Raw genomic sequence first — 14,746 nt, forward strand, 5'->3', positions numbered from 1 at the left:
TCAGCAAATGCTGGACCCGGGGTCCATATCCTTGTCTGTTGAAAGCAGGGATACCTTTTCACCTGCATCTGCTGCCAGGAGCATTCCCTGTGACTCGACACCACAGAGCTTTACAGGCTTCAGGTTAACAAGCACGTTCACTGTCTTGCCTATCATCTCTTCAGGCTCGTAGTGTTCTGCAAGACCTGCAACGACCTGTCTTGGTGCTTCATCTCCTATGTCAACCTCAAGACGCAGGAGTTTCTTTGATTTCTTGACCTTCTCAGCGGTAAGGATCTTACCAACCCTGATATCAAGCTTTGCAAAATCATCATATTCTATTTCGTCTTTGAATTCCATCTTTTCTTCTTCCTTTATGCCTGCTTCCTTATCCATAGCAGCCTTTACACGCATTGATGATATCTCTTCCATCTCATCGATCTTATCATCCTCAAGCTTGGTGAAAAGGATACCTGGCTTTGCGAGCTTTGTTCCACTTACAACAGGAACGGTTGCTTCTTCATATGTAACTGCATGGACATCTGAATCCATACCGATCTGCTTCCATGCGACTGCCATACTGCCCGGTGCCATTGGTTCGAACAGCAGAATGAGTGCCTTGGCAAGCTGTATACAGTTCTTAACAACCTTTCCGCAGGCGGCCTTATCTTCTTTAATGAGCTTCCAGGGTTCATTTGACTGGAAGTATGAATTTCCGTATGATGCAAGGGCCATTGCTGTGTCAGCAGCCTTCTTGAACTCGTACTCGGAGTTAGCTCTGATGACCTCTTCAATGGTGGAGTTGATCTTCTCTATAACCTCAGGGTCGATATCTCCCTCCGGGATCTCGCCGAAGTTCTTGAATGTGAAAAGCAGGTTCCTGTACAGGAAATTACCCAGCACGCCTACAAGCTCGGTGTTGATCTTATCCTGGAAGATCTTCCATGAGAAATTGACCTCTTTTGTATGGGAGGTGTAACTTACAAGATAGTATCTGAGAAGGTCAGGATGGAAACCATGATCAAGGTAATCCTCTTCGACCCATACAACGTAACCACGGCTCTTGGAGAACGTCTTGTCCTGGATCTTCAGCATACCTGATGCTACAACTGCTGAAGGCTGGCTGTAATCTGCACCTTTAAGCATTGCAGGCCAGAAGATACAGTGATGGTAAATGATGTCCCCACCGATGAAATGGACTATCGGACAATCGCCTTTCCAGAACTTCTCCCAGTCACCGCCGGTTGCTTCTGCCCACTGCTCCGTGAATGCCATATAACCGATAGGAGCATCCACCCAGACATAGACCACAAGATCATCGTGTCCGGGGAACTTTACACCCCATTCAAGGTTCCTTGTGATACACCAGTCAGTAAGTTCCTGTTTGATCCATCCCATTGCATAGTTACGTGCGTTCAGTGTTCCTCCAAGGTGCTCCAGATGGTCCATAAGGAAATCGTTGAACTCTGAGAGCTTGAAGAAGAAGTGTTCCTGTTCCTTGTACTCAGCAGGACCATTACATATGGTACATAGTGGTTCCTTGAGCTCTCCAGGTTCCAGATGCTTGCCACATCCCTGGTCACACTCATCACCACGTGCCTTCTCACCACAGTGAGGACACGTACCGGCAACGTACCTGTCAGGGAGGAAACGGTCACATTGTGAACAATATGCGATCTCGATCACTTTAGGATATACATAACCCTTATCTATCAGCTTATTAACGATCTCAAGTGTACGGTTGTGATTGGTCTCATCATCAGTTGTGCCATAAGCATCGAAGCCCACACCCATCTTCTTGAATACCTCGTCGAAGTGGACATGATACTTCTGCATGAGTTCTTTAGGTGTGATACCAAGCTCCTCTGCATTCACAACAATAGGAGTTCCGTGGGTATCGGAACCACAGACAAATGTAGTTTCCTGTGAGTTCTTATTCAGGGACCTCACAAAGATATCTGCGGGAATATAGGTTCTAAGGTGCCCTACATGCGCTTTACCGTTCGCGTATGGAAGACCGCATGTTACTAGCACCGGTTTATCAGAAGGAATAGTTGACATTTATTTTCTCCATTGGAAATTGTTCAATAGCTCTGATGTTGCATTGCGTGCAATTATAAAATATATTTCGCTCGCCGGTCATAAGGCAAGGTTTTTGAATGTTCAAATACATTTTATATCCGGGATGGATAATGAGATGAAAGGAGACAATATGGATAAAAAACCAGAGGATGATGCTGAATATCATCTTTACCCTTATAGTTACGACAAAAACGAGAGTGAGGATATCCTGAACTCCGTCCCGTCAGATGGAACTGAAACAGGAACAACTGAAGATGCGACCCCTGTTACAAGTGAACCTGCAGACGCAACTTCCACCGAGGCCGTTGCCCAGCAGGACAATAAGAGCGATATCGCAAGTGGTGAACCTGCATATATTGCCCCCGGACATGTGGGAGAACAGCAAAGGCCACAGCCCCAAATGGAAGCCAGGAAAAGCTATGCAGAACCAGCACAGCAACCACCGGTCACTAAGAAGAAAGGCCGCAAATGGCAATATATCACAATTGTCGCAGTACTTCTTTTCATAATAGGTGCAAGCTTCGCGGTCATCTACCAGACATTCAATGGCGATCTCTATTCCTCAGATGATAAGATAGCTGTCATATACATTCAGGGAACCCTTGTCACCAGCAGTGTCCCCGGAGGATTTGGCTATGCAAGCTCCGAAGAGATCTCAGACAACATCAGAAAAGCTCTGAACGATGATAACGTGAAAGCCATTGTTCTGAGGGTCAATAGCGGCGGTGGAGCATCCACGGCAGGCGAGGAAGTATACTCCGAGGTCAAAAAAGCAAGTGAGAGCGGTGTACCGGTTGTTGTGTCAATGGGAAGTACGGCAGCCAGTGCAGCATATCACCTTTCAGCTTCGGCAGACCTTATCGTGGCAAACCCAACAACAATGACCGGAAGCATAGGAACCATATGGACATTCCAGAACCTCTCAGAATACTACGATGCTGAAGGTGTGGAATACTACGTCGTAAAATCCGGAGAGTTCAAGGATATGGGATATGCCTGGAGAGGACTTTCAGATGATGAAAAGGAATATGCTAACAAGGTAGTTGCACAAGTTTACGGGCAGTTCATCGAAGATGTCGCTGAAGGCAGGGATATGAGCACCAGTGAGGTCAAAAGCCTTGCAGATGGTAGGATCTACATCGGAACCGAGGCAAAAGAACTTGGTCTTGTGGACGAGCTGGGCAATCTCTATGATGCCATAGACATGGCAGCAGATATCAGTGGTATCGAAGGTGAACCAACCGTAGTCTACATGAACAAACCAACTCTCTCAAGCCTTCTTTTTAGCTCAGAGACTGGTGTTGATGTGACGTCTGAAGAATTCCTTTACTATTACGAAGGAAACCCTTACGGATCCATAAACTGATGTGAATGCCATTCACACCTTTTCATTTCGGACCTGCCTTTCTTCTCGGAGAGATATTCGAGAGAAAGGTCAACCTCTTTTCTATTTTACTTGGCAGCGTCATTATCGATGTAAGGGCTACCTATTGCCTGTTCACAGGTTGTCGCCCTCTTCACGGACCGCTCCATAATTTCCTGACTGCAACACTTATAGCGTTGCTTATCTCATGGATACTGTTCTCACAGAGAAACTGGCTGACAAGAGTTACCGATAAACTGAGAATAGAACAAACATATTCTTTCATTTCCATAATTGCAGGTTCGATAATTGGAACGTGGAGCCACGTATTCCTGGACTCTTTCCTTTATACAGATATCATTCCTTTCTGGCCACTCTCTGCCAATCCTCTTCTTGGAATGGTTGGATCAGGAACGATATACACACTATGCGTGATCTCTTTCCTGCCAGCTATTGTGATGTTTACCTACAGATACTGGAAAAGAGCCTGAGCAGGTCCAATAGAACTATTCCATATCCCTGCATTCCTGATACCTGAAACATCCGGTCACATGATCGTTGACCATTCCTACAGCCTGCATGAAAGCATAGACTATAGTTGGGCCAACAAAGTTGAAGCCCCTTTTCTTCATATCCTTGCTTATCCTTTCGGAAAGCTCGGTTTTTGCAGGTATATCTGACATGGACTTCCATGAGTTCTGTATTGGTTTTCCGTCCGGCAGGAATGATCTCAAGTAATTATCGAACGAGCCAAACTCACCTCGTACCTTGATGAAAGCCTTTGCATTGCTGACCGATGAACGTATTTTCAGCTTGTTCCTTATGATACCGGCATCCTGAAGAAGTTCCTCGATCTTTGCACCATCGTAATCAGCGACCTTGTTGTAGTCAAACCCATCGAAGACTTTCCTGTAGTTCTCCCTTCTTTTGAGGATGGTGTCCCAGCTAAGTCCTGCCTGCGCTCCCTCTAGTATCAGGAACTCGAACAACTTCCTGTCATCGTGTTCAGGCACACCCCATTCAGTATCATGATACTTTATCTCGTGTTCGTTGACCTCAGACCACTGGCATCGTTCACTCATATTCTTAAATGAGCTATCAAACATTATATTTCTTCTTTTTATTCACATACAATATCAGGAAGCATAAAGGACTAGTATGAACAGGTGAAATTCTCCTTAAGGAAATATCGGGGTTATTAACATGAGTGGAACAGGCAAAGAGTTCATGGAAAAGACACAGTACGGATATCTTGGTATGTCGGACCAGGCCAGCGGGTATCCTCAGCCGGAACTTGAACTGGGAACAGAGGATAGCGACAGTATAGTGGACCTTCCTCTGCCAAAGGATATCGAAATTGAGGATATCGGATTGAGACAGGCTATCGAAAAGAGATCGAGTGTCAGGAACTATAGTTCAGAACCACTTCCCATTGAGGAGCTATCATACCTTCTCTGGTGCACACAGGGTGTCAAAGAAGTTGTCCGGGATGTCGTGACATTCAGGAACGTCCCCTCAGCAGGAGCCAGACACGCACTGGAGACCTATATTCTTGTGAACAATGTACATGGACTTGAAAAAGGTCTCTATCGCTTCCTCCCGATCGAACATAAGCTTGTTGAGATCGATATGAGTGAAGATATTGCCGACAGGGTAATGCGTGGATGTCTTGACCAGCCATTTGTAAAGAGCAGCGCGGTGACATTCATCTGGACAGCAGTACCATACAGGATGGCATGGAGATACGGACAGAGGGGCTACAGGTATCTGCATCTGGATGCAGGACATACATGTCAGAATCTCTATCTCAGTGCAGGGTCTGTAGGCTGTGGTGTCTGTGCCATAGCTGCATTCCTTGATGAAGAGATAAATCCCGTTATCGGTGTTGACGGGGAGAACGAGTTCGTGATATACGTGGCAACCGTGGGTAAAAAATGAGGGACAGGACAAAAACCGGGTTTGATGATCACAGAACCGTGAAAAAGGAACTTATGCAGATCCCGGGAATTGGGAAGAATATAGCTGATGACCTGTGGAACATGGGTATTCGCAGCATTAAAGACCTCATGGACAGGGATCCTGAAGAGCTCTATCTCCAATTATGTGACATTCAGGGAACTCAGGTGGACAGATGCATGCTCTACGTATTCAGGTGTGCCGTCTATTTTGCATCTAATGAAGAACACGACCCAGAACTTCTAAAATGGTGGAACTGGTCCGATAAGAACATGGAAAAAAGAAAGGAATGATCGATCAGATATCGGCAATTTCCAGCCCAAGATAATCCCGTATTACCGTGAATGCCATAGCTGGAGGGAAAGCTCCAACCTCAGTGATTATCAGGTCGATATATTCTGCCGGTGTCACATCGAAAGCAGGATTGCTGACCTTCACATTTGGAAGCTCCTTGAGTATCTCAGGATCGATGACCTCCTCACTGGAACGGTCCTCTATCTCCACCATCTCACCAAGGAGGGTGCGAGGACTGAATTTATAGGTCTCTGCAGCAACGATCACATTCCTGCGAGCTTCCTGTGCTGCCATTGCAAGCTGTGAAGTACCTATCTTGTTGATCAAAGCTCCGTTGACAGATATCGAATCTGCACCAACTACCACAAGGTCGACTTTCTTCATAGTGAGTCTCACAGCGGAATCAACGATGAGTGTTGTGGGGATACCATAGTCGTTCAGTTCCCTGATAGTGATGAAACCCTGTCTTCTTGGCCGGGATTCTGTTGCGATGACAGAGATGTCCTTGCCCTGATCAAAAGCGGTCTTGATAATTGATATTGCTGCATGTGAATTACAGTGTGTCATTATGACATCACCGTCATGGATACGCTCAGCACCTATCCTGCCGATCTTATCCAATGCCTCTTCTGCATTCTTGATGAACTTCTCTGCATTGGAGTCGATCTCATCGATGGCAGCATATACATTAGTTGAACTGTGTCTCTTTGTAAGAGCAACTGCATTTGGGAGAGAGACCGCCGTTGGTCTGGTATCCACAAGTGTCTTTGCAGCCTCTTCGAGCTTGATCTCGAACTCTTTCATTGGAAGGGACTTCAGTTTCTTTGCATGGTCCCTTAAAGCGGCAGACGCTGCAACGGCGATCCTTCCCGCTCCCCTGATCTCCATAGTTCTTATCTTCTCTGCAGTAGTGTTCAGGTCATCCATAATTATAAGTCGTACTTAAAGAATTTATATTTAGCCAGTCAGAAGAGAGAGAATATGTACCAGCCGGATTTCCAGTACAATGACAGAATAGTACGCCTCCTGGCAAGGATACAGGCAGCAAGGGAGATAATTCTTAATACTCACGTGCCTCCTGCATGGGAAAGACGACTACAGATCAACAACCTTTTCAGGCTTGCCTATCATGCAACAAGTCTTGAAGAGAATGGGCTTTCCATTCGACAGGTTACCAAACTGGTCAACGGACAGGACATATTCGGGGACGAGACCGACAAGAAACAGGTACTGAACTTCCTGGAATTGAACGAATATCTTCAGGGAAGTGACGGAGATATCTCCGAGGAAATGGTGCTCGATCTGCATAGAATTGCCACAAAGGATATACTACCTGAGGATGAACTGGGCAGATACAGAACGACGGTTGCTGAAGGGTTCATGGAACCGGAAAGGGTTAGATACTGTGTCCGGGACCTCATTGACTGGATATATGGTGAAGAAGCCTCAGAGATCATGCCAGCACTTGTAGCAGGTATCGTCCACTATGAACTATATCGTATGCATCCGTTCGAGAAGGCAAGCGGTACCATTGCCACGAGCATCTCTTCATACCTGCTTAGCAAGAACTTCAGGGAAGCAAAGAAACTGTTCACCCTTGAGGAATTCTTCAATCAGCGAAAGAAGGATTATTTTGAAAAACTCGAAGGCTGGAATAGAGAAGAACCAAATTTGAACGAATGGCTGGAATATTATCTCTATGGTCTTGCATTGAAAGTCTCAAGAGTTGAGAACGCCGTACTGAACATAAGCCGTGACTACGGCACGGTGGGTAAATATATACAGACAGGACTGAAGGACCGACAGGTCAAAGCCATACGCTTCGCCCGTGAGATGGGGAAGATCACCAACAAAGAATACCAGAAACTGTGTGACCTTGGTGCCTCAACAGCAAAGCGTGACCTTCAGGAACTGGTTAAGAAAAAGATATTCGTGCAGGTCGGAAGAACAGGAAGAGGAACCTACTACAAGCTCAGATACGACCATCTGGATGAACTTATATGAAAATGAGAGTTCACTCCAGACCGGAATCACGGACTATATTATTGTAGATCTTATCCATGAGACCATAGTATCCTGAAAGTTCTTTGTATATCTCTTCTGCCACATCCTCATGATAAGTGTGGGTCGTCATGTTCCTGTCATCGGTCATATAGAGTGCCTGCATGCTTTCAGTTTCATTTATCAGATCCATTTTGAAAGCTTCACGGAAACATGATTTAGGGGAGTTGCATACAATACCTTCCCTTTCAATGAGATATTCTTTGATCATTTTCCAGATAGCTTCGAACGTATACTCGAAACGCTGGATAGCAGCATCCCTGATTATGACGGAGTATGGCTCGTCCATGATCTCCTGCAGCGTTCCAAGGGCTCTTTTTGCAACCCTTGCCTTCATTTGCAGCTTATACTGTCTTTCCATACTTCTCCCTCATCCAGCACTTTTTGTCTGAAATCCCCGGAAACGGTAGAAAGGTCCACCAGATCCACTGTATAGGGGATGTTCATTTCCTCCAGATCTGCTCTTAATGCAGTTATCTTTTTTCTGTCACAACTATCCTGTGGTAGGATACCTATGTCAATGTCCGATGTACAGTGGGCATTTCCCCTTGCCCTTGAACCGAAAAGAACTATTTTTACATCATCGTCCTCAAATGTCTGAAGGACCGCAGCCTTCACTTTTCGGATAGAGGTTTCAAAGACTTGTGATATATCAGGCATTTTCTGGTTCCTTTCATGTAATTAGGATCTCTATCTACTTTATCAGATTACAGCTTTAAATTATTTATCAGATATCCTCTACTCAAAATCGATTTCAAGTAAAACATCATAGATAGAACTGAGGAATATGTCCGGAAGGTATCCAATAGCCGATGATCCCATCCTCACAAGATGGATGAGACTAGAAATGGGAAAGCTGAACGACGGTATCGTTTCTGAGCGTAAGAGCCTGGCACAGCTTCTGACGGGAGAAAGACCGGTCTCAAGAACAAGATCAGGAAAAGAACATGTCTTTGATAGCTCTGCACTGAAGGAGCTAAGTGAAAGACTTCCACCGGACCTGCACGATAAACTAAAACTGCCTGTGATCTTTTTTTCGGACACAAAAGTACCTGACAGTTGTTACCTGAACGACCCTAACGCACTTTCTGCATTACAGATACTTGAAGAACTGAGTGAGATGAGGCAGATGCAACAGGGAAAGATGTGGGTCGGCAAGTCCATTGCTTATTCTATCATGAGGAAATATCCGACTGTTGTACAGATAGCTATGAGATAAAATCTTGGAATACTCTCACTTTTTATCCAATCAATAATACCAAATATGGGACATTGTAATTATATCAATTATATCGAGGAAAGATCATGACCACCATCCCATCCATTAACCCCACAACAGGCACAGTAATAGGTGAAGTTGAAATGCATACTGACGAGCAGGTGAGCAGGATGCTCAAAAAGTCTGCAGACACCTTCAGGGAATGGAAACGAACCGATATCTCAGAGCGTAATGAGCTCCTGAAGAACTTCGCAGATCTGTTGAGGAAGAACAAGCAACAGTATGGTGAACTTATCACGGCAGAGATGGGAAAGGTCATCAAGCAGGCTGTTCCTGAGGTTGTGAAATGTGCCACCATGTTCGACTATTTTGCTGACAACGCAGAGAGGATGCTTGAACCCGAGCCTGCAGAGGAATTATGCGACTCTACAATACATTATGAACCAATGGGAACCGTTCTTGCTATCAAACCATGGAACTTCCCGTTCTGGCAGGTTCTCAGTGCAGCCGCTCATGTACTTGCAGGCGGTAATGTCATGCTTCTCAAGCATTCCAGCTATGTGCCAATGTGTGCACTTGAGATCGAGAACATCTTCCTTGAGGCCGGATTCCCTGAGGGGGTCTTCCAGACAATGCTTATCGATGGAAAGACCGCATCCTCACTTATCCCAAGGGATGAGATCAAAGCCGTATCATTCACCGGGGGGTTCGATGCCGGACAGAAGGTTGCTGAACTTTCAGCCCACAATATGAAGAAGTTCGTGCTGGAACTTGGTGGAAGTGATCCATTCCTGATACTCGATGATGCCAATGTGGAAATGGCTGCAAAGGTAGCTGTTCCGAGCCGTTTCATCAATACCGGACAGACCTGCATAGCTGCCAAACGTTTCATCGTCATGGAAGAGGGTGCAGAGGAATTCACGGAAAGGTTCGTTGAAGGGACGAATAAACTGAACATCGGTGACCCGATGGACCCTGAGACAGATATCGGTCCAATGGTCAGGGATGAACAGATACTGGCGCTCGAGGCGCAGGTCAACGATGCAATATCAAAGGGTGCAAAGGCAATTGTCCCCGGTGGAAGAATGGCAGGTAAAGGTTACATGTACTCACCAACTGTCCTCAGTAATGTGACCCGGGATATGAAGGTCATGAGTGAGGAGACATTCGGACCTGTGGCACCGATAATCACTGTGAAAATTGAGGAAGAAGCCATCGAACTTGCCAACGATTCCGAGTTCGGTCTGGGAGCAAGTGTCTGGAGTCAGGACCGTGACAGGGCCATGAAGATCGCATCAGAACTTGAGACAGGAATGGTAGGGATCAACTCATTCTGCACACCACAGGCATGCCTGCCTTTTGGTGGTGTCAAGAAAAGCGGAATGGGCAGAGAGCTTTCAAGGCATGGGTTCCTTGAGTTCATGAATATCAAGTCTGTGAAATTAATGTAAGTACACATCAATTCAAAATATAATTCTCATTTTCCTTTTTTCTCTCTTTTTTGAACTACTCCTAAATCAATTATATATCATATCAACTATTAAATAAAAGAAAGGAGTGAAAGCTCCCGTACTTCATATAATACAACAGGGGAATTATAATTGGGTAAGATACGTTCTGTCAATCCTGCAACAGGGGAACTGAATGGAGAGTTCGATCTCTATTCTCAGCAAATGGTGGACCAGAAGATAGAGAATTCAAGAAAAGCATTCGATGAGTGGAAGAAAGAACCCATAGTAGAAAGGACATTTTCCATCGAATGCGTTGCTGAGGTCCTGAGAAGCAGGAGAGAAGAACTTGCAGAGACCATAACAAAGGAAATGGGAAAGCCCATCAAGGAATCCCTTGCAGAGATCGATAAATGTGCATGGACGTGCGATTATTTTGCAGAGAAGGCAGACACTTTCCTTGCAGCTGAATTCGTGGAAACAGATGCTGAAACATCAGGTTTTGTCTACGAGCCTGTTGGGACAGTTCTGAGCATAATGCCATGGAACTTCCCGTTCTGGCAGGCACTAAGATTCGGAATACCTGCACTTGCTGGTGGAAATACAGTACTTCTGAAACATGCAAGTAACGTTCCCATGTGTGCCCTGGAGATAGAGAAGATCTTTATAGAGGCCGGTGTTCCTGAAGGTGTCTATCAGACACTTCTCGTGGATGGCCCCACAGCTTCCTCACTAATATCGAGGAATGAGATCAGTGCCGTGACCTTCACTGGAAGCAAACCAGCTGGAGAAAAGGTAGCAGAGGCAGCAGGAAGAAATATCAAAAAGGTCGTCCTGGAACTTGGTGGGAGTGATCCGCTTATCGTTCTGGACGATGCAGATATCGAAAAAGTGGCCAAAGCAGCGGTTTCAGCCCGGTTCCAGAACTGTGGACAAAGCTGTATTGCAGCCAAACGTTTACTAATTGACGAGACTATCGTGGAAAATTTCACAGACCTTTTCCTTGACAATGTCAGCAAACTCAGGATAGGTGACCCAATGGATCCCGAGACCGATATGGGACCACTTTCAAGTAAAGGACAGATGGAGCTCATCAAAGATCAGGTAGATAAGAGCATTAAAATGGGAGCTAACGTACTGGCACAAGGCGGACCTCAGGAAGGAGATGGATACTTCTACATGCCAACGGTTCTCAGCAATATTGCAAAGGAAGCGCCTGTTGTCATTGAGGAGACCTTCGGACCTGTAGCACCTATAATAACATTCAGCAATGAAGAAGAAGCCATTGAGATCGCTAACAGCACAGAATACGGACTTGGTGCCAGCATCTGGAGCAAAGAGAGCCAGAGAGCTATGAGAATGACACGGCACATAGAGGCTGGTATTATTGCTGTTAACAACATAGTAGCTTCCGACCCACGACTACCATTTGGGGGAATGAAGAAAAGTGGTGTTGGAAGAGAACTGTATCGTATAGGAATGCTTGAATTTATGACTGTCAAATCAATGAAGGTGTATTAAAAAATGAAAGCTAGTGATCTCTTTGTCAAATGTCTTGAAAATGAAGGTGTTGAATATATATTCGGTGTCCCAGGGGAGGAGACCATAGACCTTACCGAATCGCTCCGGAAGTCAAAGATAAAATTCATCCCTACCAGACATGAGCAGAGTGCCGCTTTCATGGCAGATATGCACGGAAGGCTCACTCACAGGCCTGGCGTATGTCTTGCAACACTTGGTCCCGGAGCCACTAATCTCATAACAGGTGTTGCTGACGCACAACTTGACAGAGCACCACTGGTAGCAATAACAGGTCAGTCAGCCCTTGAAAAGACTCACAAGGAATCACATCAATACATCGATATTGTTACTGCTTTCAAACAATTCACAACCTGGAACTCTAAGGTCACACGTCCTGATTTCATCCCTGAGATAGTTCACAAGGCATTCGATATCGCTGCTGACCGTCCGGGAGCAACACATATAGAGCTTCCCGAAGATGTTGCCAAGGAAGAGACATCAAAGGAGCCTATCGCCAGGAAAGTGTATCCTCATATCAGTCTCCACGATGAGAGAGAGCTCAAAAGAGCTGCTGAAATGATAAGAGAAAGCTCCATGCCAATGATACTTGCAGGAAATGGTGTGTTCAGGGAAGATGCAGCGATCGAGCTCAGGAAACTGGTCCAGTTCACAGGACTTCCTGTAGCTACAACATTCATGGGAAAAGGCGCGATACCTGCTGATGATGAGCACTACCTTGGTTCAATGGGTATCAAGGACCGCGACCACATTATGTGTGGGTTTGAAATGGCTGACCTTGTGATATGTATAGGGTTCGATTACGTTGAGTACACACCAAAATTCTGGAATCCTGACAAGTCAAAGAAGATAATACACATTCATAATGACCACCCGGAAATAGATGAGAACTATGTCCCGGACATCATGCTTATCGGAAGTATCAAACAGGCACTTTTCAGCCTGAGACAGCAGTGTGAGTTTACAAGAGAGATGCCGGACAGGTTCACGAAGGTCCGCTCAAGGATGAGAGCAGAGATAGAGGACTATGCAGAGGACTTGTCATTCCCTATGAAACCACAGAGGATACTGAGCGATGTGAGGGAAGCGCTTGGAAGAGATGACATCCTGATAAGCGATGTAGGAGCCCACAAATTGTGGATCGGGCGTCTTTTCCCTGCCTACGAACCTAATACTGTTTTCATATCCAACGGACTTGCTACCATGGGATTTGCACTTCCCGGTGCGATCGCAGCAAGCCTTATCAAACCTGAGAAGAAGGTTGTGGCAATAGCAGGAGATGGTGGTTTCCTCATGAACCTCCAGGACCTTGAAACTGCTGTAAGACTTGGATGCAACTTTGTTGTAGTGATCTTCAATGACTCGAAGTACGGACTCATCGAATGGCATGAGAGAAAAGCGTTCAACGAGACCATAGGTATCGATTTCACTAACCCTGATTTTGTTATGCTTGCACAGAGCTTTGGTGCAAAAGGTGTTAAACTTGAAGGTGCGGAAGAGTTGAGACCAAGACTAGAGGAAGCACTAAGTGCAGGTGGTGTCTGGCTTCTGGATGTGCCGGTTGACTATTCTGAGAATATCAAACTTACAGAGAAACTGAAGAACAACTTCTGTGAATTGTGAGAATAAGGGTTAATCCCTTACATCCACATCTTTCCAGAATGCAACATAGTCCCTGAAATCCTTGCCCACCTTTTCAGGCGAACCTGCTTTGGGTTCAGGATAATACCATGCAGCATCAGTATTGACATCTCCATCAACAACGACGTCATAATAATTTGCAAGCCCTTTCCAGGGACAGGTAGTCTGATAGTCACTTTTCCTGAAGTATTCCATATTAACAGAATCCGGCGGAAAATAATGATTGCCTTCGATCATTATCGTTTCATTGCTCTCTGCAAGAGTAACTCCGTTCCATGTAGCTTTTGCCATATTGACCACTCCATCTGTATATTTGTTCTTTACAGTTTAAAAGAGTGTGCATGGAAGAATTAGTATATATTCTCATGTGAAGAGCCTGAAAGCATCACAGTATTTCTGTCCCCTCTCCATTGACCGCAGATCACTTTATGGTATGGAACATGATCTTTGATGGGAGTGATATAATGCATGATCCGCTTGAGTTCCTGAGAACTGTCAGATCAGTAGCAATTGCAACTATTGATGACGGAAGACCGGCTGTAAGAATGACCGATGTGATGCTTCATGAAAATGGAAAACTCTATTTTCTGACAGCACGCGGAAAAGCATACTACAGGCAACTGAAAGATGATCCTGAGATCGCCATAGTTGCCATGGACAAGAATTATGTTATGGTCAGGGTCAAAGGCAGGATAGAGTTCGTGGGCCAGGAACTTCTTGAAAGGATATTCGACCAGAATCCTGCAATGAAAGAACTGTATCCCGGTGATACCAGAGAGATACTTGAGGTATTCTGTCTTTCAAAAGGGACAGGGGAAGTATTCGACCTTTCAGTTGTCCCTCCTGAACGTGAAAAGTTCGCCTTCGGAGGAGCTACAGTGGAAAAAAGTGGTTACCTGATCAATGATAACTGCATTGCCTGTGGTGTTTGCAAAGATGCCTGTCCTGTAGGAGCCATCATAGAAGGGGAGATTTACACAATAAACGCCTCTATATGCCTGAAATGTGGAAATTGTTATGAGAAATGTCCTGTCGATGCGATCGAACTTATCAAGTGATCGGGAGAGTACATTACAAAAATATCCCTGATGATACATTTATAAAAAGTGTACATCATGTATCTTATAGGGAAGTCGTTATCGAATTACAGTTACTGATAACAAG

Annotated in this window: 16 protein-coding genes; 10 read left to right on the top strand and 6 right to left on the bottom strand. The window is 45.3% G+C overall.

The window, feature by feature from the left end; translation table 11 throughout:
• Nucleotides 1-2,040 (bottom strand): methionine--tRNA ligase, encoded by a 2,040-nt coding sequence (gene metG / locus BM008_RS10380; protein ID WP_091936706.1) that lies wholly within the window; start codon nt 2,038-2,040, stop codon nt 1-3.
• A 151-nt stretch (nt 2,041-2,191) separates the two neighbouring features.
• Here metG and sppA point away from each other — a divergent pair, with 151 nt between their 5' ends.
• Together sppA and BM008_RS10390 are read left to right on the top strand one after the other, a co-directional pair.
• Nucleotides 2,192-3,427, top strand: coding sequence for a signal peptide peptidase SppA (gene sppA, locus BM008_RS10385; protein ID WP_091936980.1), 1,236 nt, complete (start codon nt 2,192-2,194; stop codon nt 3,425-3,427).
• 5 nt (nt 3,428-3,432) lie between these two features.
• Nucleotides 3,433-3,915 carry a hypothetical protein gene (locus BM008_RS10390; RefSeq protein ID WP_091936708.1) on the top strand — a complete coding sequence of 161 codons (483 nt, stop codon included), beginning with the start codon at nt 3,433-3,435 and terminating at the stop codon, nt 3,913-3,915.
• Between the two features lie 15 nt (nt 3,916-3,930).
• On the opposite strand, the gene BM008_RS10395 is transcribed toward BM008_RS10390, so the two are convergent.
• A complete protein-coding gene (locus tag BM008_RS10395; RefSeq protein WP_091936981.1) occupies nt 3,931-4,506 on the bottom strand; it encodes a DNA-3-methyladenine glycosylase I in 576 nt (191 codons plus the stop codon).
• A gap of 121 nt (nt 4,507-4,627) precedes the next feature.
• Here BM008_RS10395 and BM008_RS10400 point away from each other — a divergent pair, with 121 nt between their 5' ends.
• Together BM008_RS10400 and BM008_RS10405 are read left to right on the top strand one after the other, a co-directional pair.
• Nucleotides 4,628-5,362, top strand: coding sequence for a SagB/ThcOx family dehydrogenase (locus BM008_RS10400; protein ID WP_091936710.1), 735 nt, complete (start codon nt 4,628-4,630; stop codon nt 5,360-5,362).
• Nucleotides 5,359-5,673, top strand: coding sequence for a helix-hairpin-helix domain-containing protein (locus BM008_RS10405; protein ID WP_091936712.1), 315 nt, complete (start codon nt 5,359-5,361; stop codon nt 5,671-5,673). The genes BM008_RS10400 and BM008_RS10405 overlap by 4 nt, the downstream gene beginning before the upstream one ends.
• Before the next feature lie 4 nt (nt 5,674-5,677).
• Here BM008_RS10405 and BM008_RS10410 read toward each other — a convergent pair whose 3' ends face one another.
• Nucleotides 5,678-6,601, bottom strand: coding sequence for a ribose 1,5-bisphosphate isomerase (locus BM008_RS10410; protein ID WP_091936714.1), 924 nt, complete (start codon nt 6,599-6,601; stop codon nt 5,678-5,680).
• Nucleotides 6,602-6,655: 54 nt separating this feature from the next.
• Here BM008_RS10410 and BM008_RS10415 point away from each other — a divergent pair, with 54 nt between their 5' ends.
• Nucleotides 6,656-7,678, top strand: a complete 1,023-nt coding sequence (locus tag BM008_RS10415; RefSeq protein WP_091936716.1) for a Fic family protein — start codon at nt 6,656-6,658, stop codon at nt 7,676-7,678.
• A gap of 10 nt (nt 7,679-7,688) precedes the next feature.
• On the opposite strand, the gene BM008_RS10420 is transcribed toward BM008_RS10415, so the two are convergent.
• Nucleotides 7,689-8,096 carry an HI0074 family nucleotidyltransferase substrate-binding subunit gene (locus BM008_RS10420; RefSeq protein ID WP_091936718.1) on the bottom strand — a complete coding sequence of 136 codons (408 nt, stop codon included), beginning with the start codon at nt 8,094-8,096 and terminating at the stop codon, nt 7,689-7,691.
• Entirely contained in the window at nt 8,069-8,395 is a 327-nt protein-coding gene (gene mntA, locus BM008_RS10425; protein ID WP_091936720.1) for a type VII toxin-antitoxin system MntA family adenylyltransferase antitoxin, read from the bottom strand. The genes BM008_RS10420 and mntA overlap by 28 nt, the downstream gene beginning before the upstream one ends.
• Before the next feature lie 127 nt (nt 8,396-8,522).
• Between mntA and BM008_RS10430 the strand changes: the two genes are divergently transcribed.
• From BM008_RS10430 to BM008_RS10445, 4 genes are all read left to right on the top strand, one after another.
• Entirely contained in the window at nt 8,523-8,954 is a 432-nt protein-coding gene (locus BM008_RS10430; RefSeq protein WP_091936721.1) for a DUF61 family protein, read from the top strand.
• Between the two features lie 86 nt (nt 8,955-9,040).
• Nucleotides 9,041-10,405, top strand: coding sequence for an NAD-dependent succinate-semialdehyde dehydrogenase (locus tag BM008_RS10435; protein ID WP_091936723.1), 1,365 nt, complete (start codon nt 9,041-9,043; stop codon nt 10,403-10,405).
• 150 nt (nt 10,406-10,555) lie between these two features.
• A complete protein-coding gene (locus tag BM008_RS10440) occupies nt 10,556-11,923 on the top strand; it encodes an NAD-dependent succinate-semialdehyde dehydrogenase (RefSeq protein WP_091936725.1) in 1,368 nt (455 codons plus the stop codon).
• A 3-nt stretch (nt 11,924-11,926) separates the two neighbouring features.
• Nucleotides 11,927-13,564 (top strand): acetolactate synthase large subunit, encoded by a 1,638-nt coding sequence (locus BM008_RS10445; RefSeq protein ID WP_091936726.1) that lies wholly within the window; start codon nt 11,927-11,929, stop codon nt 13,562-13,564.
• Nucleotides 13,565-13,573: 9 nt separating this feature from the next.
• Here the strand turns inward: BM008_RS10445 and BM008_RS10450 are convergent, their stop codons facing one another.
• Nucleotides 13,574-13,873: a DUF427 domain-containing protein gene (locus tag BM008_RS10450; RefSeq protein WP_091936728.1), complete on the bottom strand. Its 300-nt coding sequence runs from the start codon at nt 13,871-13,873 to the stop codon at nt 13,574-13,576.
• Between the two features lie 173 nt (nt 13,874-14,046).
• Between BM008_RS10450 and BM008_RS10455 the strand changes: the two genes are divergently transcribed.
• On the top strand, nt 14,047-14,640 hold the full coding sequence (locus BM008_RS10455; RefSeq protein ID WP_091936983.1) for a 4Fe-4S binding protein: 594 nt from the start codon (nt 14,047-14,049) through the stop codon (nt 14,638-14,640).
• Nucleotides 14,641-14,746: the final 106 nt, after the last annotated feature.

The sequence above is a fragment of the Methanolobus profundi genome (genome assembly GCF_900114835.1).
GTDB classification, from domain to species: Archaea; Halobacteriota; Methanosarcinia; order Methanosarcinales; family Methanosarcinaceae; genus Methanolobus; species Methanolobus profundi.

Excerpts from the sequence above, each read along its gene's own strand:
- BM008_RS10420 (WP_091936718.1), bottom strand. The coding sequence starts at position 8,096 with ATGGAAAGACAGTATAAGCTGCAAATGAAGGCAAGGGTTGCAAAAAGA.
- BM008_RS10430 (WP_091936721.1), top strand. The coding sequence starts at position 8,523 with ATGTCCGGAAGGTATCCAATAGCCGATGATCCCATCCTCACAAGATGG.
- BM008_RS10390 (WP_091936708.1), top strand. The coding sequence starts at position 3,433 with ATGCCATTCACACCTTTTCATTTCGGACCTGCCTTTCTTCTCGGAGAG.
- BM008_RS10395 (WP_091936981.1), bottom strand. The coding sequence starts at position 4,506 with ATGAGTGAACGATGCCAGTGGTCTGAGGTCAACGAACACGAGATAAAG.
- sppA (WP_091936980.1), top strand. The coding sequence starts at position 2,192 with ATGGATAAAAAACCAGAGGATGATGCTGAATATCATCTTTACCCTTAT.
- BM008_RS10435 (WP_091936723.1), top strand. The coding sequence starts at position 9,041 with ATGACCACCATCCCATCCATTAACCCCACAACAGGCACAGTAATAGGT.
- BM008_RS10410 (WP_091936714.1), bottom strand. The coding sequence starts at position 6,601 with ATGGATGACCTGAACACTACTGCAGAGAAGATAAGAACTATGGAGATC.
- BM008_RS10405 (WP_091936712.1), top strand. The coding sequence starts at position 5,359 with ATGAGGGACAGGACAAAAACCGGGTTTGATGATCACAGAACCGTGAAA.
- BM008_RS10400 (WP_091936710.1), top strand. The coding sequence starts at position 4,628 with ATGAGTGGAACAGGCAAAGAGTTCATGGAAAAGACACAGTACGGATAT.
- BM008_RS10455 (WP_091936983.1), top strand. The coding sequence starts at position 14,047 with ATGCATGATCCGCTTGAGTTCCTGAGAACTGTCAGATCAGTAGCAATT.
- metG (WP_091936706.1), bottom strand. The coding sequence starts at position 2,040 with ATGTCAACTATTCCTTCTGATAAACCGGTGCTAGTAACATGCGGTCTT.
- BM008_RS10445 (WP_091936726.1), top strand. The coding sequence starts at position 11,927 with ATGAAAGCTAGTGATCTCTTTGTCAAATGTCTTGAAAATGAAGGTGTT.
- BM008_RS10415 (WP_091936716.1), top strand. The coding sequence starts at position 6,656 with ATGTACCAGCCGGATTTCCAGTACAATGACAGAATAGTACGCCTCCTG.
- mntA (WP_091936720.1), bottom strand. The coding sequence starts at position 8,395 with ATGCCTGATATATCACAAGTCTTTGAAACCTCTATCCGAAAAGTGAAG.
- BM008_RS10450 (WP_091936728.1), bottom strand. The coding sequence starts at position 13,873 with ATGGCAAAAGCTACATGGAACGGAGTTACTCTTGCAGAGAGCAATGAA.